This window comes from Wujia sp., from assembly GCF_056872695.1.
On the sequence record NZ_DBMFCD010000004.1, the window covers coordinates 50,650 to 71,892 of the forward strand.

Here is a 21,243-nt window from a genome sequence, read left to right on the forward strand (position 1 = left end):
GCTCATACCTATAATATTGTATCAGAAGGTTGCCATGATTCCATAAACACTCATCTTATATGATGCCTGGCTTATCTAATGTTCCTTGTATGCTCCAAGTATCTTAATATCGTTATATACCTGTATCTGCCGCAGTGTTTCCACGACAACTTCGAGCCGCTCGGTCAGGCAGTCGATCTCAATGTAGAAGTTGTAGGTTCCCATCGATTGTTTTGTCGGACGGGACATGATGGAGATCAAGTTGATGCGTTTGTCATAGAACCGGCGCAGGATATCGAACAAGATTCCAGGCCGGTCGGTGGCAGGCATGATATAGACCGGGATTCGTACTTTCTCCCGTGTAAGCTCCGCGGTTTTCTCTGTGCCATCCGCATCTGCCTCCAACCCTTTCTCGTTACTTACAAGCTCTTCTAACTGCTTTTCGAGGTCCGGATTCTCCACGTCTAATACACCCTTGCGCAGGATGATAAAACGGGTATGATTGCCCTTTGCATCTGTCACATCTTCTGCAAGCACGCGCACATCATCTGCCTGTATCACATGATGTGGTACGATTGCCGCTGCACCCGGTTCATCCTGTATCTTGTAATAAGATTCCATGTTGCTGTTCGTCGTTACAATCTCTGCATCATGCAGGGTATGCAGGAACTGTCTGCACTGCCCGTTCGTCTTGAACTGCACATAGATCTTCCGGATATCCTCAATCTTCTCTGTATTGGCAAGCAGTGAAAACTGGACTGCCACCTGATTTTCATCGACGATATAGACGTTTTTCTCCAGCAACAGGTCAAGTGTCCGCTGCACATAACCATCCAGCATATTTTCTACCGGAACAACTGCATACTCACACGCCTCGTTCGTACAGAGCTGTTCGAACACATCGTCAATCGTCGGACAATAAAGCGGTTCTAATGATTCGCCGTGTACTGCCTCATATTTCTTATTATATTCTTCATAGGACTTATCGCAAAATGTCCCTTTCGGTCCTAATACTGCTATCATGTAGATGTCTCCTCCCGAACGTGCATTTCCTATCTGCTGATTCACTTGCAAATCCAGCTGATTGCTTCATCTGTGCACGCATTATATCCACTCGAAATTTCCACCGGTAATGGCAAGACTGAGTAATGCGTCCATCTTCTCGACATCCTCGCCCTCCAATACCTGTATCAGCTTTGCGGTGTCTTCAGCCACCTGCATAGTCTCATCCGGTCCGATCTCCGGATCAAATTCCGCCTCACAGTATGGACAGTTGATATGCTCCATCGTCTGCAGAGACAGGAATTTCTCTCCACAGCTTTCACATTCATAATACCCACAACGGGTTGTTCCTTCCGGTACATAATACATATGCTGACTTTACTCCTTTACATCTATCTCTTTCACGGGATTCCTTATTCTGCATCATCGGAATCTCCTGTATCATCCAATTTATTTTCACCCTTCAGGTCGTTCAGGTTTGTCGCCGGGAAGATATCTGCCACATCATTGATTGCGATATACGCATACGGATCAATGCTATGTACCAGATTTCGCATCTTGCCGACCTGAAACCGGTTCACAATGAAATACACCAGCGTGCGGTCGGTATTCGAATAATATCCTTTCGCATCAATCGTTGTGATACCGTTTTCAAATGCGGCGGAAAGTGCCTCGCACACATGCTTTGGATGTTCTGTCACGATAAAGGCTGCCTTGGAACGATCGAAGCCCTCCACAAAGAAGTCAATCGTTTTCGATGCCGCCGCATAGGTCACAACCGAGTAAAGCGGCAGAATCCAGCTGTCAAGCACGATTCCACATATGATGTACAAGATTACATTGTACGCCATTACGAACGAGCCGAGACTTAACCCAAGCTTCTTCGCGAACATAACGCCTATGATGTCGATACCATCCATTGCACCGCCAAACCGTACCGCAAGTCCGCTTCCGCAGCCGGAGATAATACCTCCGAAGATTGCGCATAAAAACAAATCACTTCCGGCAAGCGGGGATACGATCGTCACATCGACCGGCAGAATATCTGTGATGATCCACGCAACAATGGAATAGATCAAAACCGCATAAATCGCATAAATTGTAAATACCACGCCCTCGCGCTTTAACCCAAGTAAGAAGATTGGAATATTTAAGAGAATCAAAACCAGGGAAAGACTGATCCATTTCGGTGTGAGCTGGGACACCAGCATAGCAGTTCCCGAGATACCGCTATCATACAGTTTGACAGGAGCTAAAAATATAACAACGCCAAACGCATTGACGATTCCCGCAACTGTCAGGAGCAAAAAGTTCTTGATACTGAGCATGCCACATACTTTCCTGATTTTTTCCATTCGCAATCCTCCTGCTATAATATGTATCGCCCCCTCACATTCGTTCGGCGGCAGGTCGTCGGAAACATCCTAAATCATTCACTCCGTTCATGATGTTTCCTCCTAATTTTTAATTTTACCTACAAGTTCTCGATCTGTTCCCGAAACGGACGAAACGCAGATGGTAATGCATACGTCTCGTCCAGACTCTCCTTTGTTACCCACTTCCATTTTTTATTTGTTTTCCGACAGCGGATATAATACGCTGTCATATGCCATTCCACATGGCTGAATATATGTGTGTAGCTTGTCTGCATCAGAAGGTCCACCGGTTCTGCCTGCCAGCCGGTTACCCGTGTTACCGCCGCCTGCTTGTCAAGCTTTGCATCCACATTTGGGAATTCCCACATGCCTGCCAGAAGTCCGCTTGCGCTGCGCTTATGCAGTGCCACGGTATCCTCCGTAAGCAGGACAAATACCGTCTTATCCACAATCTTGCGTTTCTTCTTCTCACTGCGGACGGGCAGATTTCTCCATGTGTCATGCTTTCGTGCCTGACAGATCTCCGCTACCGGGCATACGTTACACCGCGGTGCACCATTTGGCACACAGACAGTCGCGCCAAGCTCCATCAGTGCCTGCGTCGCGATTCCCGGATTCTTCTGCGGATACGTCTCCTGCAGTTTTCGCGTGATGCGCTTCTTCGTTGTCTGCAGATCAATGTTTGCATCATCTGCCAGAAGCCTGCTATACACGCGCAATACATTTCCATCCACCGCCGGTGTCGGTGCATCAAAGCAGATCGACGCAATTGCGCCTGCCGTGTAATCGCCGATGCCGGATAAACTCCGGATCTGCGCATATTCCGACGGAAAAACACCTGTATAATCCGCACAGATTGTCTGTGCCGCCTTCTGCAGATTGCGCACACGGTTATAATATCCAAGTCCTTCCCAGAGCTTTAAGATTTGTTCCTCCGGTGCCTCCGCCAGATCTGCAATCGTCGGAAGTGCCGTAAGAAATCGCCGGTAATATTCCTTGACTGCCTCCACACGTGTCTGCTGCAGCATGATCTCTGACAGCCACACATGGTACGGCTCCTTATCCTGTCTCCACGGAAGTTCACGTTTATGTGCTTCATACCACGGGATGAGTGCCTCAAACATGGCAATAAGCACCTGTTCCTCTGTCCTCATCAGAAATCAAGCTTGATGAAACTATCGTCGTCACGATTTGCAAGCTTACGTCCTTCCATTGTCTTGATCGCCACATCAATCTGTTCGATCATGGAATCCGTGATATTCGTTTTCTCCCCGTAATTCAGGTAATTCAGGATTGTCAACATCTCGGATTCACTATCTGTAAAATACCCGGTACCTTCCTGCTGCATATCGCCCACATTCTTGACGAGCTCCAGCATCTTGTTCGGCAGCGTTCTGTAATCCCATGGCTTTGATTCGATATCACCTAACATCGTCTTATTCCTTTCCATTCCAACAATATGTACAAAGCTTCTCCGGCTCGATTCCAACAGCCTCAAGCATATCATCTAAGCGGTGGAACCGAAGCGATGTGAATTTCAGTTTCTCGCAGATCTTGTCAACCATCTTCTGGTATTTCTCAGACGTGTAGTCGGCGTACTCCTGCAATACTTCATCGCTGACATCCCCGCCTTCTAACTCTGCGATAACATTTCTTGTGATCAGCTCCATCTCAGAGTTTGAACGGGAGAAGTTCAAGTATTTACATCCATATACAAGCGGTGGGCACGCCGGACGAATATGCACTTCCTTTGCCCCACTCTCAAACAAATATTCTGTCGTCTCACGAAGCTGTGTACCACGCACGATGGAATCATCGATCAGCAGCAGGCTCTTATCCCGGATCAGCTCTTCAATCGGGATCAGCTTCATCTTCGCGATCAGATTACGTTTACTCTGAATCGTCGGCATAAATGACCGTGGCCATGTCGGTGTATATTTGATAAACGGTCTGGAAAATGGAATGCCGGACTCATTTGCATATCCAACCGCATGTGCCGTTCCCGAATCTGGGACACCTGCAACGATATCCGGCTTGACATTATCCCGTCTTGCAAGAAGCTGTCCGCAGCGATACCGCATCTCCTCGACATTCACACCTTCATAAGTGGAAGACGGATAACCGTAGTAGATCCAGAGGAAGGTACAGATCTTCATCTCTTTCCCCGGCAGGACCAGTGTCTTTAACGCGTCGCTCGTCATGACAGCAACCTCGCCCGGTCCAAGCTCCCGGTAGGTTGAATAACCGAGATTCAAGAACGCAAAGCTCTCGAAGGTCGCACAGAATGCGCCATCCTTCTTGCCGACAATAATCGGTGTTCTGCCATATTTATCTCTTGCAAGGTAGATTCCCTTCGGTGTCAGGATCAGCATGGACATCGAGCCCTCGATAATCTCCTGTGCGTAGCGGATACCATCGATGAAATTATCCTTCTGGTCGATGATCGCAGCCACAAGCTCTGTTGCATTGATCTCACCATTGCTCATCTCGAAGAAATGTGTTCTTCCCTGCAAAATCGTATCTATAATTTCCTGTGCATTGTTGATCTTACCAACGGTTGTAATTGCAAACGTACCGTGATGCGAACGCACTAAGATCGGCTGTGCCTCATAGTCTGAAATACATCCGATTCCGAAGTTACCTTTCATGGTATTTGCTTCTTTATCAAACTTTGTCCGAAATGGTGCATTGTCAATCTTATGGATTGCCTTCTCAAACCCATGCTCCTCACTATACACTGCCATACCTGCACGTCTTGTTCCAAGATGGGAATGATAATCTGTCCCAAAAAACAAATCAAATACACAATCCTCTTTTGACGCAACTCCAAAAAAACCGCCCATGACTGTACCTTTCCACTTTCGTGGCCTTTCCCTATATGCTTTTTATTTTTGAACATATTTTTACCACATAACATTATAACAACAATATTGCGGTTTTGAAACACTTTTTTAAAATCGAATGTATATTTTTGCAGAAGTGGGAAATGATAGATGTAAGAAAGTGTATTTCTGTATTTTAACGTATATGGAGGTTTGTTATGAAAATATTAAACTGTGTGGCTCTTACAATCGCCATCATCGGTGCAATCAACTGGGGGCTGATTGGCTTCTTTGATTTCAATCTCGTATCCGGAATCTTCGGCGATGCAACCGCATTTACACGTGTCATCTATGCTTTGGTCGGTCTTTCCGGACTCTACATGATCAGTCTGTACGGAAGAGCTTGTGCAGACGTTTAAAAAAGAAATGCTGTCTGAACCACGATGTGTCCAGACAGCAATTTTTTATGCCTTATTTTTCTCTTCGAGTCTTGCAAATACTTTATCGTAACTTGCATTTCCGTAATTTAAGGACCGGTTTACACGGCTGATCGTCGCAGTTGAAGCACCGGTTTCGTTCGCAACCTCCGCATAAGTCTTTCCATCCTTCAGGAGCTTCGCAACCGCAAACCGCTGCGCAATTGACTGTACTTCCTTCACCGTACAGACATCCTCAAAAAAATCCATACATTCATCTACCGATTCGAGCGTGAGTACAGCTTCGAGAAATTCTTTTACAAATTGTGTCCGTATTGTCTTTTCCATGTTATCACCTACTCATATTGAGCTATCCTATTTATTCTCTTTGTGCACCCAGACTGCCACAGCATCACGGTTTACGTAGAAATCACCGAAGCCTTCCTCGTCAATCTTGATGTTGTATTTTGCATTTCCCATCGCATCCGCGAAATGACATCCCGCAAACTGCCTGCCGATATACATATGCTTCGTGCCTCCGGTTCCATCGGAGATCACAACCGCCATACCGGAATTCTTATGTTCCTCATCGCCTTCGCGTGTCCAGCCAATGCAGTTTGGATCATCGAAATAATCGTGCTGTGTGCCATATGCCTGATTCTTACGAAGCTTCATCAGCTTGTCAAGCTCCCGCTTCTTCGACTTGATCTTCGCCGTCGGGATTCCCTTGTAATCGCCATAGAATACACATGGATAGCCTTCCTGGCGAAGCAGGATGATCGCATATGCCATCGGCTTGAACCAATCCTCTACCCACGACTCTAATGACTGTCCCGGCTGGCTGTCATGGTTATCGACAAAGGTTACTGCCTTCATCGGATTTACCTTCGTAAGCGTACCGTCTAAGATCGTGCGCAGATCGTAATTGCCATGTGCCTTCGAGCAATTATGGAAGTTGAAATGAAGCGGCACATCGAAGAGACTTAACTCGCTCTCGTTCGCATTTATGTAATCCTGTAATACATTGACATCCCAGTGCCAGTACTCGCCAACTGCAAACAAATCCTTTTCGACGTCTTCTTTCATGGCACGCAGCCAGTCCTTATAGAAATATTTGTTGATATGCTTCACTGCATCCAGCCGGTATCCGTCAATGCCGGTCTGCTCGGTATACCACTTGCCCCAGCGGGTAAGCTCCTCCGTTACCTCCGGATTGTTAAAATCCAGATCCGCACCCATCAGATAATCATAGTTTCCAAGCTCGGAATCCACTTCCTTGTCCCAGTCTTTTCCCGCAAACTTGAAGATGGATTTGACTGCTCTGTCCTGATCCCAGTCGATGCCATCAAAATGTGTCCAGTTCCATGTAAAATCGGAATATTTTCCTTTTCTTCCCGGAAATGTAAACTTCGTCCACGCCCCAATCGTCTTGGAATCGCCTACCATCTGATTCCGGCTGTTCGCATTGAACTCTTCGGCAGATACCTGCTCCACCTCATCTGCACCAATTCTATGATTCAATACGATATCTGCATATACCTGGATTTTCTTATCATGCAGTGCTTTGATCGCTGCCAAGTATTCTGCTTTCGTACCATACTTTGTCGGGACGGATCCCTTCTGATTAAACTCACCCAGGTCATACAGGTCATAGACACCGTATCCGACATCTTCTTTTCCCTGTGCGCCTTTATATGCCGGCGGTAACCAGACTGCCGTCACCCCTGCGGTCTTTAATTTTGCCGCATCCTCTGCCAGTGCTTTCCAAAGGGATGCATCTGCAGGAAGATCCCACTGAAAATACTGCATCATAGTTCCATTCATACCCATGAGTTTCTACCTCCGCAATACTTTAACATTTTAAAGTATTATAACAAATGGTTTGGATTACGTAAAGTTATTTCTTGACGGACGCAGGCATATTGGACAATGGTTCCAATCCGGGGCCGCTTCCGCTTAGTTGCTCCGCGCATCGGTACTAAATTCGCACTTCGTGCTCATTAAGTACCGGCGGTCGCAAATGCCCCTTCTTGGAATCCATTTGTCCGATATGCCTGCTGGGTGTTGATATGATTATTATGTTAGTAATGTATCCCAAAGCATCTATTTAATTATTTCCCACCTGTGTTGATATAATTATGTTTGTAATATCTTTCTCTATATGATTTGAAACCGTCAATTATTCTACTATATCCTCGGAGAATCCATGTTGCTTCTCTCCATAGTTTCTCACCAAACCAAGATATTCCTTCTTGTACTCATCCGTCCCGGCTGCATAACTGGCAAGCGTGTACACCATGCCAAGGTCGGCACTGCCGGAATATTCGCTGTCTTTTAAGAGCATTCCGAAGGCGGCGACGCTGGCTGCAAAACGCAGGTTGTCGGAGCCATCCCGGTTGTAGTTTTCTGTCTTACACGGATAGGATTCCAGCTTGCTCTCATCTCCATCCGGTTCTTTGTAGCGGATATTGACGGTAAATAATTCATCGGTGTAATCTTCGGTTCCACAGGTTAGAACCTGCGCAGTTTCGCCGTATTTCAAATCTGTCTCCGGCAGTTCCATCTCCGAATCAGCCGGGATGATCTCGTAAAGTGCAGTCACACTGTGTCCGGCTCCCATCTCTCCGCCGTCTTTTGTGTCATCCGCGAAATCCTCAGCCGCCATCACACGGTTTTCATATCCGATCAACCGGTAGCCCTTCACCTGCTCCGGGTTAAATTCCACCTGTAATTTAACATCTTTCGCAACAGTCACCATATTGGCACCAAGCTCATCGACCAGTGCTTTCTTTGCCTCAAACATTGAGTCGATATACGCGTAGTTTCCGTTTCCTTTGTCCGCCAGCAGCTCCAGCTTGTTGTCCTTGTAATTGCCATAGCCGACACCAAAGGTGCTTAAGAACACTCCGCTATCCTTCTTTTCCGTGATCAGCTTCTCTAATTGTCCTTCACTGGTCAGTCCGACGTTCAGATCTCCATCGGTACAGAGAATCACACGGTTGTTTCCACCCTTGATGAAGTATTTCTGTGCAAGGATATACGCGGTCTCGATTCCTGCACTGCCATTCGTACTTCCATATGCTTCGAGTCCTTCTATTGCAGAAGAAATCTCATGATAGTTGTCGCCACTTACGCCCTGTAAAACCACTTCGTCCGAACCCGCATATGTAACAATCGACACGCGATCCTTCTCGGTCAGATTCTCTGCCAGCATCGTGAGCGACTGCTGCACAAGCGGAAGCTTGTTATCGTCAAACATCGAACCGGACACATCGATCAGAAATACGAGATTCGATGCAGGTGCATCCGCAAAATCAATTGCCTGCGTATTCATGGCAACTAAGGCAAGCGTTGTATCCTTATTCCACGGGCAATCCGCATACTCGGTATACACGGCGAATTTTTCATTACCTTTCGGGAGCGGATAATTATAATGGAAATAGTTAAGCATTTCCTCGATGCGCACCATCGACGGATCAATCTCGTAGCCATTCTCGATTGCACTCCGGATCTGTGTATAGCTTGCTGTATCCACATCTGCAGCGAAGGTTGATAGCGGTGACGTCTGCACATTCATCCATGGATTTTCCTCTGTGTAGGAATATTCGTTTGTATTCCATTCTTCCGTATCCGGACATTGCAGATAGTCATCATAAAAACCAGATTCGCAATCTGCTGACGCCATACTGGCTGCAGATTCCTGCATAATTCCGTCCACCTGCATTTCATTATCTTCCTCTGCCACATCACCGGAAGGAACCGTTGCTTCTGTCCTTCCTGTCTGCGTTTCATCTGCTTCTTTTTTGTTTCCGCATCCACATACAGCCACCGCCATACAGATGCTTAACGCCATTGCTAAAATTCGTTTTCTCATAAAAAATCCTCCTTCGATCTTATATACATCTTTGTTTTCAAAAGCCTCTATATAAGATACGAAGGAGGATTCCTTTTTTATGGTACTTTTTAATTTTTTATTTTATAAATCGTAGTTCCGTTCCCGATTTGTAAATATGTGCCGTCATAAACCGTAAAACTGATAAATGGCTTATACTGTATCAGTACCTGATAGCGGACTGCTGATTCTACTGCTATCGTGCCGGGCGTTACATCCTCACAAATTGTTACACCTTGCAGTGATTCACATAATGAACGGAGAGCATCCTCCGACATGCGCATCTGTTTTCCTACGCCACTTTCATCTTCCGTGGTACAGAGTACTATGACGGAATCGAGTTCAAGCATCTCCTGCAGAATCCATGGCTTTTCTTCTTCCGGGTACCGTTCGATATCGGTATCTGCCACATTCTTTTCTCCCAGCAGACGCGTTCCGCCTGTGTCAGCTCCGATCATCCAGCGGCCGTCTGCCCTCCCAGTCTGTCCGGAAGTTTGCATTACCGCATAGGTAAGATAACCGCTGCTCATAAGGAACAGCATACATGCTACAACCAGCCACCGGTTGAAATGTATCATTCCGTTTCTTCGGTTTCCGGGATGTTCCTCCTGCATCTGCACATACAGCTGCCTTTTCAGGCGTGCCTGCATGTCCGGTGCGGGTGCAATCGAATCCGCATACGCTTGATATATCTTCTTCATGTTCTCAGACATAGCCATCCTCCTTCAATTCGTCCTTGAGCATCTTTCTCCCCTGCTCAAAAGCGATTTCACTGTTCCCTCCGTACTTTTTATTACATGCGCAATCTCCTTTACCGATAGCTCTTCATAATAATAAAGATACATTGGCAGTCGATAGCGCTCCGGAAGCTTCTCTACCTTCTCTTTTAATACAGGCAGATCTGCTGCCTCGTACGAAGGTTCTGTTACATCATCTAAGGCAACCGTATGTCTTCGCCATGCACTTGTCAAACTTGATTTAATTGTATTTACTGTCACTCTGATCAGCCACATCTTTCGATGTTCTTCATCCCGGAAGGTTTTGCCCGTCTTCAGATATTTGAGCAAAACCTCCTGGGTGATATCCTCTGCATCGGCGACATTCTGCATCCGCGTATATGCGATGCGGTAGATCATCGATGCATACATCTCAACAAGTTGTGCAATCCCTGCATGGTCTTCCAACTTGATTCCTCCATGAAATGATTTTAATTGTAATTCTCCATATCGAACTTTGTAAGCACACCATCCTGGAATGTGAATTCCACGCTGCTTGCGTATGCATCATCATTTTCTTCGTATGTCAGTGTCATGTAATCACTCGTATCGCTCGTATAACTATCGGTCGGCTCGCCCATGACCGCCTTTACCTCATCCGGTGTCATGCCAAATGTGATGCCATTTCCAAGTGCTGCATCATACTTGTTATCAAAATCATCACGGCTAAGCTCGATTCCAAGAATTTCACACTCCGGAACCTTCTTTGTTCCGCCACCGGTAAAGTTCTTGAAACGGATATACATATCTGACTCATCGGCAGCCTCTGCACGGGCACTCATCGAATACTGATTGTCTTCGAGTTCCTCCTCGAGGTAATCATCTTCAATGGAATAACCCATTGCTAAGATATCGTCATAGGTAAGTGTCGCAAGGTTATAAGGTTTTCCAAGCATTGTAAACTGCATATTTGCCCAGTCAAAGCCATCTGCATTTACCGGTGTTGTGCTTGCAGCGCTCTCGGTTGTTGCTTCGGTCGTCTCTTCCTCTGCCTCGGTTGTCTCTTCCGTATCTTCCTCTGTATCTTCCGGTGCAGCCGCTACAAGTGTGTTTTCCTTCTGTGTAGACTCTGCGTAGATCACATACCACTTACCATCTTCTTCAATCAGGTAAATCTGCTCAGCCAGTACCATCTTCCCGTTGGAACCAGAGTATGTCTCCTCTGTGTCCACTTCATACATGGTGTCCGCATCCAGGGATAAACTATATGCTGCATTGACGATATCCAGCGTGCTCTGTCTCTTGGAATCTGATACCTTCTCTGCGTCAGATGCTGTATATGCAAATGAGTATCCGCCAAATACGGTATCATAGTGATTCCAGAATTCATCTTCGGATGATACACCATTCGATGTGTAGAAATTGTCCGCTACACTGGACTGGAGATCCGGATAATATGCATCTACGATTGCATCCATATCCCGGTTCTTCATACCTTCGCAGAAATCCACAACTGTCTGCTTCGCCGCTTCTGCATCCTTACTGCTTTCTTTTCCATCCTTCTTGCCAAACTTCATAAATGCGAAGATGACGCCACCGATCAATACTACCGCTAAAATGATCAAGCCGACGATCAGTCCGGTTTTCTTTTTCTTTGGCGGCTGATTCCCACCGGCTGGCTGCTGTGGCATGCCGTATCCCGGCTGCACGCTCTGTCCCGGCATACCATAGCCAGGCTGTAGTGTCTGTCCCGGCATTCCCGCCTGCATGCCCGGCTGCACTCCCTGCCCCGGCATTCCATAGCCCTGCTGTGGGGTCTGTCCCGGCATTCCTGCCTGCATATTCGGCTGTGGCATTCCATAGCCATTTGGTTGTTGGTTCTGATTGTTGTCCATTCTCTGTCCTCCTTAATTATCTCCCCGCACCGGACATAGTTTTACCCGGCGGGAACTATTTTGCTCCATATATAACACTCTATATCCGGTAAAAAGGTTGCATGAAATTCATCATTTTTTTATTTCATTCATTTTCTGTAATTCAGTCATAAGATCTGCAACGGTCTTTCCTTCCGTATTTTCTGCTTCATAATAAACATTTGCAACACTCGATCCATCCTGCAGTTTCAGTTCCATCAGGTAATATGGCATGTCTGATTTTATCATATCCACCGGTTTCCAGTCCAGTACCTGATACGCTTCTAACAGAAACTGCACCTTATCGATTGTTTCATCTATGTCTGCGCTGTCAAACTGCTGAACAATTTTTCCCTGTGCATCATACTGCGTGAGAATCACCTGTGTGATTGTCTGATAGCTCATCTGATTATTTCCATCATTACTTTCTTCGGAAGCCTGGTTTCCGGATTGATTTGCAGCTATTGCCGCATCTGTCTGTGCCTCCGTCACTCCATTGCCACCCATATGGTTCACGCTCGCATCTGCGCTTTCCTGAATTTCGCTGTCTGCCTGCACTGTCTGATCTGCAATGTTCGGCAGTGCACTATCTGACGCCGCTGCCTCATCTGCCATTTCATCCATGCCAGCCTCTGTCACATGCATATCTGCTGCCGTTTCTGTTTTCATTTCCTTCCTATTCGATTTACGCATCGAATTGATACCTACCGGCACCGCAATGATCACGATCAGAATTGCTGCTGCCACCAGTACAAACTGTCTGGTTCTTCTCTTTTTCCGAGCTGTTTTCTGCTTTGTTACTTCCTCCTCAAAACCTGCATCGATCCGTCTCCACAGATTCGGCATGTCCTGCATATCCTGTGTGCGAAGTGCCTGATATGCTTTTTCTTCTTCGGTTAATTTATTCTTCTGTTCCATAGTCTTTCAGACACCTCCTTAATTTCTTGATTCCCTGATTGTATAGCCACGTCACTGTGCCGAGTGGCTGTCCTAAGGCTTCCGCGATATCCCGGAATTTCAGTTCCCCTGCAAGCTTCAGATCCAGCACTTCCCGCTCGCGGTCGGAAAGCGTCTGCATCGCCTGCCGCATATCCTCTGCCAGTATCACATGTTCTTCTACGGTGGACGCTGTCTCAGCCGTCCCACCTTCTTCTAATTTATCCTGCGGCGCATCTTCTGTCTCGTACAACAGATATTCATGTCCTCGCTTCCGCAACAGATCAATCGCCATATTTCTTGCAATCCGGATCAGCCATGCCCGATGTGATGTCTTCTTCTGATAAGTTCCTGCTACCCGGATCAGCTTGATGAAGAATTCCGATGTCACATCCTCCGCGTCCTCCCGGTTCTTTAAGATGTCATAAACGATCGTATAGATCAGCCGTCCATATGCGTCGTAGATGGCGTGGAGCATGTCCTTATTTCCTTTTGCAAGACCTTTTATGGCAGTATAAAATTCATGTTCTGTCATATAACCTGTCCCCTCCGGGAACATCAGCCCATTTAAAATCGCCTGCGGCGAGGGCTGACGCTGCATGTCAAGTTTTCATGGAAAACTTGACACATCCTAACCCCTGCTATATATTATACGTTTCCGGTTTTATTTTTTATGGATGATTTTTCGATTGTACGAATTCACCAACCATACGTCTATGTATTATACTGAAAAAAGCGGCAAGACTGTTCATCCTGCCGCCTCATTATTGGGTCTTATAAATCTTTTCCTGTCAACAGCTTATATGCCTGCAGATATTTGTCGATGGTCTTATCTACGATATCCTGTGGCAATGTCCAGTTATGACCTTCGTTTGCCTTTAACCAGTCACGTGCAAACTGCTTGTCAAAGGATGGCTGGCCATGTCCCGGCTCATAGCCTTCTGCCGGCCAGAATCTGGAGCTGTCCGGTGTCAGCATCTCATCACCAAGTACGATATTGCCTTCCTCGTCCAGACCGAACTCAAACTTTGTATCTGCAATGATGATACCGCGTGAAAGTGCGTACTCTGCACATTTCTTGTACAGGGCAATTGTATAATCGCGAAGCTTTGCTGCATATTCTTCTCCCTTGCCTGGGAAATACTTCTCAAGATGCGCTACGCTCTGCTCGTAAGAGATGTTCTCGTCATGATCACCAATCTCAGCCTTGGTAGATGGTGTGTAAATTGGCTCAGGCAGCTTGTCGCTCTCCTTCAAACCTTCAGGAAGCTTGATGCCACAGACGGTGCCGTTTTCCTTGTAGCTTGCCCAGCCACTACCTGTGATATAACCTCTTACGATACACTCGATTGGAAGCATATTCAATTTCCGGCAGAGCATGCTGTTTCCATCAAACTGTGGCTGCTGGAAGAACTCCGGCATATCCTTTACATCTACGGAAATCATATGGTTTGGAAGGATGTCCTCTGTCATATCAAACCAGAATTTTGACATCTGTGTCAGTACAGTACCCTTCTTTGTTACCTGATTGTTCAGGATTACATCAAAGCAGCTGATACGGTCTGTTGCAACCATGATCAGGCTGTCTCCGTTGTCGTAGATCTCGCGAACTTTTCCTTCTTTGATCGGCTTCATGTTCTTATCTCCTTTTTTCTTCATTCTAGGTAATTGTCAAACATCCACTGTGTTCAACATATATTTCATTTTATTTCATTCTATATACAATGTATTGAAGCTAAGTAGTTCTAAATGTTCTGATTTACATTTTAATTTTATACGCCACCGCCGCCGATTCGACGTCCATGTCTCAGCGGCGGCTTGTTTGAACATCGTGTTCAAACATGGCTACTACTATTTACAGAACATCAAGAACTTCTAAGCTTCAAACATATCGTATATCTTCATGAAACAAAACGAAATATATGTTATACACATCGAACAATTCACAATTACCTATTTATGTGTTTTGTTATTCGACAATTACTCATACATACTAGCACCTTGGCGATGCTTAGGCAAGAGCTATTTTGCAAAAAGCAAGGCAGGAACATAAGAAATCGTCTGCGCCTGCCTTTGTTTATTCATATTCTTTTACAGGTGAAGTACGCGGTCTTTGATCTCCTGCGTCCGTCCCTGATTCCAGAACTGTGTTCCGATGTAGCCGCAGGTTCTTCGGGCAACAAACAGGTTGTTCTGGTCACGGTTGCCACAATTCGGGCACTCCCAGATAAGCTTGCCGTTCTCGTCGGTCACAATCTTGATCTCGCCGTCATAACCGCAGATCTCGCAGTAGTCGCTCTTCGTATTTAACTCCGCATACAAAATGTTATCATAGATAAATTTCATCACGGAGATAACCGCCTCCACATTATCCTGCAGGTTCGGTACTTCCACGTAGCTGATCGCACCACCCGGGGAAAGCTTCTGGAACTCGGATTCGAATTTCAGCTTGTCGAATGCATTGACCGGTTCGGTTACATGGATATGGTAGCTGTTCGTAATGTAGTTTTTATCAGTAACACCCTTGATGATTCCAAACCGCTTCTGTAAGCACTTGGCGAATTTGTAAGTTGTAGATTCCATCGGCGTACCATAGACGGAATAGCTGATGTTCTCTGCTTCCTTCCACTCTTTACACTTATCATTTAATTTCTGCATCACTTCGAGTGCAAGCTTCTTGCCTTCCAGGGAAGTATGTGTCTTGCCTGTCATACGCACGCACATCTCGCAAAGTCCTGCATAGCCAAGTGAGATTGTTGAATATCCATTGAACAGTAATTTATCGATGGTCTCACCCTTCTTGAGTCGCGCAAGTGCACCATGTTGCCACAGGATTGGTGCCACATCGGATACCGTTCCGAGCAGACGCTCATGTCTGCATCGAAGTGCCCGGTGACACAGTTCCAGACGGGATTCGAGAATCTCCCAGAACCGATCCATGTGTCCCTCTGCGGAACAAGCAACATCAACCAAGTTAATCGTGACAACACCCTGATTGAATCGTCCGTAATATTTTCTTGTACCATCCGGATTCCGCTGGCTGTCCTCGGATGTCGGGAATGACCGGCAGCCCATGCATGGATAGACATCGCCATTCTTCAGTTCGCGCATCACCTTTGCAGAAATATAATCCGGCACCATACGCTTTGCGGTGCATTTCGCAGCAAGTTCGGTCAGATACCAATACTTGGAATCCTCGGTGATATTATCTTTGTCAAGCACATAAATAAGCTTCGGAAATGCAGGTGTAATCCAAATGCCCTTCTCGTTCTTGACACCCTGGATTCTTTGCTGCAGCACTTCCTCGATGATCATTGCAAGATCATCCCGCGTCTGCCCTTCCGGGACTTCATCAAGATACATGAACATTGTAACGAACGGCGCCTGCCCGTTACAGGTCATAAGGGTAATAAGCTGGTACTGGATTGTCTGGATTCCGCTTTTTACCTCCGCACGCAGACGGCTCTCTGTAATCTTGCTGATTACTTCCTCGTCAAGTGCTTCGCCACACATCTTCCGCTCCTCGATTACCTGCTCGCGGATCTTCTTCCGGCTCACATCAACAAACGGTGCGATATGGGAAAGTGTAAAGGACTGTCCGCCATACTGGTTACTTGCTACCTGCGCCACGATCTGTGTTGTGACATTACATGCAGTGAAGAAGCTATGCGGCTTCTCAATCATTGTCTCGCTGATAACGGTTCCGTTCTGCAGCATATCCTCCAGATTCACGAGGTCGCAGTTATGTTCCCGCTGTGCGAAATAATCCGAATCATGAAAATGGATGATTCCCTGCTCATGTGCTTCCACAATTTCTTTCGGAAGCAACATACGCTTCGTCAAATCTTTGCTGACCTCGCCTGCCATATAATCACGCTGGGTTGAATTAATGACCGGATTCTTATTTGAATTCTCCTGATTGACTTCCTCATTCATATGATCAATCAGAGCCAGGATTCCGTTATCGGTCGTATTTGATTTTCTGGCAAGTTCCCGCTTATACCGGTAACGCACATACTTCTGGGCAACCTCGTATCCACGCATCTCCATAATTCCCGTCTCCACCATATCCTGAATATCTTCTACGTGAATCGCATGTGTCATGATCTCGATCTGTTTTGCAATGTTATCGGCGATTGCCTGCACCTGATAATCGTTCAACTGATGCAACCGGTCTACCTCTTTGTTTGCAGCATTGATTGCATTGACGATTTTGTCCAGATCAAAATTTACTTCCTCGCCATTTCTCTTAATTACATTTGTGTGTACTGCATCCATAATAACTCCCTCTTTTATGTTTCTATACAATATACTCCGTACTCGCACGATGCATTGTAAATCATTTATCTCCATTGCATCCAAACAATGCGAATGATGTTTCTCAGACATAATCTTTTCCTACCATACGCAGCAATTTCTAAATTATTTACAATGTATAACGTGAATACTATGGATATAACCAGAATGTATATTATGTTTTCTTATTGTACTAAATATAGTGTATTTAATTCGATTTGTACACTACATTTAGTGAACAAATGCTATTATAATACAGACGCATCAAAAAAGGAAGATGTAAATCTAAATTTACACCCTCCTTTTTTCATGTATACAAGTATACATTTTTTATTTGAATTTTACCGCATTTTTTTGTCGATTATTGGATTGCCTTATGAATCTCCTGCAATGACATAACACCGATCTCACCATATTTCAAGACTGCTTCGATACCCTCTGCGGTTGCACGTGCAGCTGCCATCGTGGTCATATATGGAACCTTTGCACGGATCGCGGTCTTGCGGACATAACTGTCATCAAACACCTTCTCTTCCTGTGTTGCCGGTGTGTTGATGATGAGCTGGATCTTGCCGTTCATCACAGCATCCACGATGTTCGGTCTGCCCTCCTGCATCTTGTTGATACGGTCTGCCTTGATGCCATTTGCGATCAGAAGCTCATAAGTAGTACCTGTTGCCACGATATGGAATCCGCATTTTTCAAATGTCTTCGCGATATCTACAACTTCCGGCTTATCCTTGCGGCTGACAGAGAAAAGCACCGTGCCTTCCTTCGGAAGTCTTGTCTGGGTTGCTTCCTGTGCCTTGTAGAATGCCTCGCCGACATTCGTGGAAAGCCCAAGTACCTCGCCGGTCGAACGCATCTCAGGTCCTAATACCGGGTCAACCTCCTGGAACATGTTGAATGGGAACACGGCTTCCTTCACGCCATAGTATTTCGGCTTTACTTCCTTCATCTGCGGAAGCGGAGATGGCTTGCCAGTCAGCTCACTTGTCATAATCTGCGTTGCAATCTTCACCATAGATACGCCACATACCTTGGATACCAATGGTACGGTACGGGATGCACGCGGATTCGCCTCGAGTACATACACCTTGTCGTTCTCGATTGCGTACTGCATATTCATCAAACCGCAGACACCCATTTCCTCTGCGATCTTTCTTGTGTAATCCTTAATCGTCTCCACGAGCTTCTGCGGAATTCCTCTGGATGGAAGAATACATGCCGAATCACCGGAATGAACACCTGCAAGCTCGATATGTTCCATAACTGCCGGTACAAATGCATGCTTACCATCTGCAATCGCATCTGCCTCACACTCGGTTGCATGACGCAGGAAACGGTCAATCAGGATTGGACGGTCCGGTGTCACACCGACTGCAGCTGCCATATATTTCTTCAAAGATTCCGGCTCGCTGACAACCTCCATGCCACGTCCACCAAGGACATAAGAAGGACGAACCATAACCGGATAACCGATCTTCTCCGCAACTGCCAGTGCTTCCTCAACATTCGTTGCCATACCGGCTTCCGGCATCGGAATATCCAGCTTCTCCATCATTGCGCGGAAGAGATCACGATCCTCTGCCATATCGATGACTTCCGGTGATGTACCAAGGATACGCACACCATTCTTCTTTAAATCTGCTGCCAGATTCAGTGGTGTCTGTCCGCCGAACTGTGCGATCACGCCCACCGGCTGCTCCTTCTCGTAGATAGAAAGTACATCTTCGAGTGTCAATGGCTCAAAATACAATTTATCAGATGTATCATAATCTGTAGAAACCGTCTCCGGGTTACAGTTTACAATGATTGTCTCAAATCCTAGCTCTTTTAGTGCAAGTGCTGCATGTACACAACAATAATCAAATTCGATACCCTGTCCGATACGGTTTGGTCCACCGCCAAGAATCATAATCTTCTTGTTGTTTGAAATTGTCGTATGATCCGGTGCATTGTAGGTAGAATAATAATATGCGCGGTCTTCGGTTCCGCTTACATGTACCGGCTCCCAGCTCTCGGTAATACCATAGCTAAGACGCGTATTGCGGATATCGTCCTCCGGAACTTCGAGCAGCTTGCTTAAGTAACGGTCTGAGAAGCCATCCTTCTTCGCCTGCTCCATAGTCTCCTTATCGAGTGTCTCACCCTTCTTTTCAAGCAGAGCTTCTTCCTCTTCCACAAGCTCCTTCATCTGCTCGATGAAGTAATGCTTGATCTTCGTCAGGTTGTATAATTCCTCAACCGTAGCACCCTTCCGGAGTGCCTCGTACATGATAAACTGTCTCTCGCTTGTTGGCTCACGCAGCATCACAAGCAGTTCTTCCTTTGTCTTATCATGGAAATCCTTCGCAAAACCGAGTCCGTAACGGCCGATCTCCAAGCTTCGGATTGCCTTCTGGAATGCTTCTTTATAATTCTTACCGATACTCATGACTTCGCCCACAGCGCGCATCTGGGTACCAAGCTTATCCTGTGCGTCCTTGAACTTCTCAAATGCCCATCTTGCGAACTTGATTACGACATAATCGCCACCCGGAACATACTTGTCGAGGGTTCCATGTACACCACAAGGAATCTCATCCAATGTAAGCCCTGCTGCAAGCATCGCTGATACAAGCGCAATCGGGAATCCTGTCGCCTTGGAAGCAAGCGCAGAAGAACGGGATGTTCTAGGGTTGATCTCAATTACGATGATACGGTCTGTCACCGGATCATGTGCAAACTGTACGTTTGTTCCACCGATAACCTGTACTTCATCTACAATCTTATAAGCCTGCTCCTGCAGACGCTTCTGACATTCCTCAGAGATTGTAAGCATTGGTGCCGAACAGAAAGAATCTCCGGTATGCACACCGAGTGGGTCAATATTCTCGATGAAGCAGACCGTAATCATGTTACCCTTTGCATCACGGACAACCTCGAGCTCCAGCTCTTCCCAGCCAAGGATTGACTCCTCAACCAGCACCTGTCCTACCAGACTTGCCTGCAGGCCTCTCGCACAGACGGTCTTTAATTCTTCTACATTGTAGACAAGTCCGCCACCGGCACCACCCATTGTATAGGCCGGACGCAAAACAACTGGGTAACCAAGCTTATCTGCAATCGCAAGTGCTTCTTCCACAGAATAGGCAACCTCACTGCGTGCCATCTCAATTCCCAGTTTATTCATAGTTTTCTTAAATTCAATTCGATCCTCGCCACGTTCGATTGCATCTACCTGAACGCCGATGACCTTTACATTATATTTGTCAAGTACACCTGCAGCAGCAAGCTCGGAACACAAATTAAGACCCGACTGACCACCGAGGTTCGGTAATATCGCGTCCGGACGTTCCTTGGCAATAATCTGCTCCAGTCTTGTCACATTTAACGGCTCAATATATGTCACATCCGCAATACCGGGATCTGTCATAATTGTTGCAGGATTGGAATTCACCAGAATAATCTCGTAGCCGAGCTGTCTTAAAGCTTTGCATGCCTGCGTGCCGGAATAGTCAAACTCACATGCCTGACCGATGATGATTGGACCGGAACCGATAATCAGAACTTTTTTAATGTCTTCTCTTTTGCTCATATTTGCCCCCTTGTATAATATTGTAATATATTTAACCCGATTGCAAAACAATTGTCTATGAGTTATCCATAATACACAATTCTACGCAGACGCGCTCTCGCTCACTTCCACACGTAGCGGACACTAAATTCACGTCAAACAAGTTTGCCGTTCATTAAGTGCCGACGTGTTCCAATGGTCTGCGTACGAATTGGTAATTATGAATAACTCAATATACTCTATCATAATTGTTTTGCAATCTCATTGAATAAAACTAATTTATATAAATAAATCGTTTTTTTATCCAAAATCACTTAATTATACTAGATGTTAAGC

General features: G+C 46.1%; 18 protein-coding genes. 1 reads left to right on the plus strand and 17 read right to left on the minus strand.

The features are described 5' to 3' along the window. Window positions 1–75 precede the first annotated feature (75 nt). The 6 genes from ACZQK9_RS05380 to ACZQK9_RS05405 all read right to left on the minus strand — a co-directional run bounded on the left by ACZQK9_RS05380 (window position 76) and on the right by ACZQK9_RS05405 (window position 5,200). A complete protein-coding gene (locus ACZQK9_RS05380) occupies window positions 76–1,002 on the minus strand; it encodes a prephenate dehydratase (RefSeq protein WP_483269890.1) in 927 nt (308 codons plus the stop codon). An 81-nt stretch (window positions 1,003–1,083) separates the two neighbouring features. Further along, window positions 1,084–1,350, minus strand: coding sequence for an FYDLN acid domain-containing protein (locus ACZQK9_RS05385; protein ID WP_118544712.1), 267 nt, complete (start codon window positions 1,348–1,350; stop codon window positions 1,084–1,086). Window positions 1,351–1,394: 44 nt separating this feature from the next. Then, window positions 1,395–2,336 carry a YitT family protein gene (locus tag ACZQK9_RS05390; RefSeq protein ID WP_188331972.1) on the minus strand — a complete coding sequence of 314 codons (942 nt, stop codon included), beginning with the start codon at window positions 2,334–2,336 and terminating at the stop codon, window positions 1,395–1,397. A gap of 119 nt (window positions 2,337–2,455) precedes the next feature. After that, the gene (gene mutY / locus ACZQK9_RS05395) at window positions 2,456–3,511 is read right to left on the minus strand and encodes an A/G-specific adenine glycosylase (RefSeq protein ID WP_483269891.1); all 1,056 of its coding nucleotides are present in this window, start codon (window positions 3,509–3,511) and stop codon (window positions 2,456–2,458) included. Continuing rightward, window positions 3,511–3,789: a hypothetical protein gene (locus ACZQK9_RS05400; RefSeq protein ID WP_147341759.1), complete on the minus strand. Its 279-nt coding sequence runs from the start codon at window positions 3,787–3,789 to the stop codon at window positions 3,511–3,513. Before ACZQK9_RS05400 ends, mutY begins: the two co-directional genes overlap by 1 nt. Before the next feature lie 4 nt (window positions 3,790–3,793). Next, on the minus strand, window positions 3,794–5,200 hold the full coding sequence (locus tag ACZQK9_RS05405; protein ID WP_177986240.1) for an amidophosphoribosyltransferase: 1,407 nt from the start codon (window positions 5,198–5,200) through the stop codon (window positions 3,794–3,796). 197 nt (window positions 5,201–5,397) lie between these two features. On the opposite strand from ACZQK9_RS05405, the gene ACZQK9_RS05410 reads away from it, so the two are divergent. Further along, on the plus strand, window positions 5,398–5,598 hold the full coding sequence (locus tag ACZQK9_RS05410; RefSeq protein ID WP_117780527.1) for a DUF378 domain-containing protein: 201 nt from the start codon (window positions 5,398–5,400) through the stop codon (window positions 5,596–5,598). Window positions 5,599–5,643: 45 nt separating this feature from the next. Here the strand turns inward: ACZQK9_RS05410 and ACZQK9_RS05415 are convergent, their stop codons facing one another. The 11 genes from ACZQK9_RS05415 to carB form a co-directional block, all read right to left on the minus strand. Then, complete coding sequence (locus ACZQK9_RS05415) at window positions 5,644–5,943, minus strand: YerC/YecD family TrpR-related protein (RefSeq protein WP_021986388.1); 300 nt, start codon at window positions 5,941–5,943, stop codon at window positions 5,644–5,646. Window positions 5,944–5,970: 27 nt separating this feature from the next. After that, a complete protein-coding gene (locus tag ACZQK9_RS05420; RefSeq protein ID WP_483269892.1) occupies window positions 5,971–7,425 on the minus strand; it encodes an alpha-amylase in 1,455 nt (484 codons plus the stop codon). 349 nt (window positions 7,426–7,774) lie between these two features. Next, window positions 7,775–9,469 carry a vWA domain-containing protein gene (locus ACZQK9_RS05425; RefSeq protein ID WP_483269893.1) on the minus strand — a complete coding sequence of 565 codons (1,695 nt, stop codon included), beginning with the start codon at window positions 9,467–9,469 and terminating at the stop codon, window positions 7,775–7,777. A gap of 89 nt (window positions 9,470–9,558) precedes the next feature. After that, window positions 9,559–10,200 (minus strand): hypothetical protein, encoded by a 642-nt coding sequence (locus ACZQK9_RS05430; protein WP_483269894.1) that lies wholly within the window; start codon window positions 10,198–10,200, stop codon window positions 9,559–9,561. Between the two features lie 12 nt (window positions 10,201–10,212). Beyond that, window positions 10,213–10,671 carry an RNA polymerase sigma factor gene (locus tag ACZQK9_RS05435; protein ID WP_483269895.1) on the minus strand — a complete coding sequence of 153 codons (459 nt, stop codon included), beginning with the start codon at window positions 10,669–10,671 and terminating at the stop codon, window positions 10,213–10,215. Between the two features lie 23 nt (window positions 10,672–10,694). Next, window positions 10,695–12,098 (minus strand): hypothetical protein, encoded by a 1,404-nt coding sequence (locus ACZQK9_RS05440; protein ID WP_483269896.1) that lies wholly within the window; start codon window positions 12,096–12,098, stop codon window positions 10,695–10,697. Window positions 12,099–12,209: 111 nt separating this feature from the next. Then, window positions 12,210–13,034, minus strand: coding sequence for a hypothetical protein (locus ACZQK9_RS05445; RefSeq protein WP_483269897.1), 825 nt, complete (start codon window positions 13,032–13,034; stop codon window positions 12,210–12,212). Beyond that, a complete protein-coding gene (locus ACZQK9_RS05450) occupies window positions 13,018–13,653 on the minus strand; it encodes an RNA polymerase sigma factor (RefSeq protein ID WP_483269898.1) in 636 nt (211 codons plus the stop codon). Before ACZQK9_RS05450 ends, ACZQK9_RS05445 begins: the two co-directional genes overlap by 17 nt. A gap of 173 nt (window positions 13,654–13,826) precedes the next feature. Further along, window positions 13,827–14,711, minus strand: coding sequence for a phosphoribosylaminoimidazolesuccinocarboxamide synthase (locus tag ACZQK9_RS05455; protein WP_483269899.1), 885 nt, complete (start codon window positions 14,709–14,711; stop codon window positions 13,827–13,829). 432 nt (window positions 14,712–15,143) lie between these two features. After that, window positions 15,144–17,330: an anaerobic ribonucleoside-triphosphate reductase gene (nrdD, locus tag ACZQK9_RS05460; protein ID WP_483269900.1), complete on the minus strand. Its 2,187-nt coding sequence runs from the start codon at window positions 17,328–17,330 to the stop codon at window positions 15,144–15,146. Window positions 17,331–17,709: 379 nt separating this feature from the next. After that, the gene (gene carB / locus ACZQK9_RS05465) at window positions 17,710–20,928 is read right to left on the minus strand and encodes a carbamoyl-phosphate synthase large subunit (RefSeq protein ID WP_483269901.1); all 3,219 of its coding nucleotides are present in this window, start codon (window positions 20,926–20,928) and stop codon (window positions 17,710–17,712) included. Window positions 20,929–21,243: the final 315 nt, after the last annotated feature.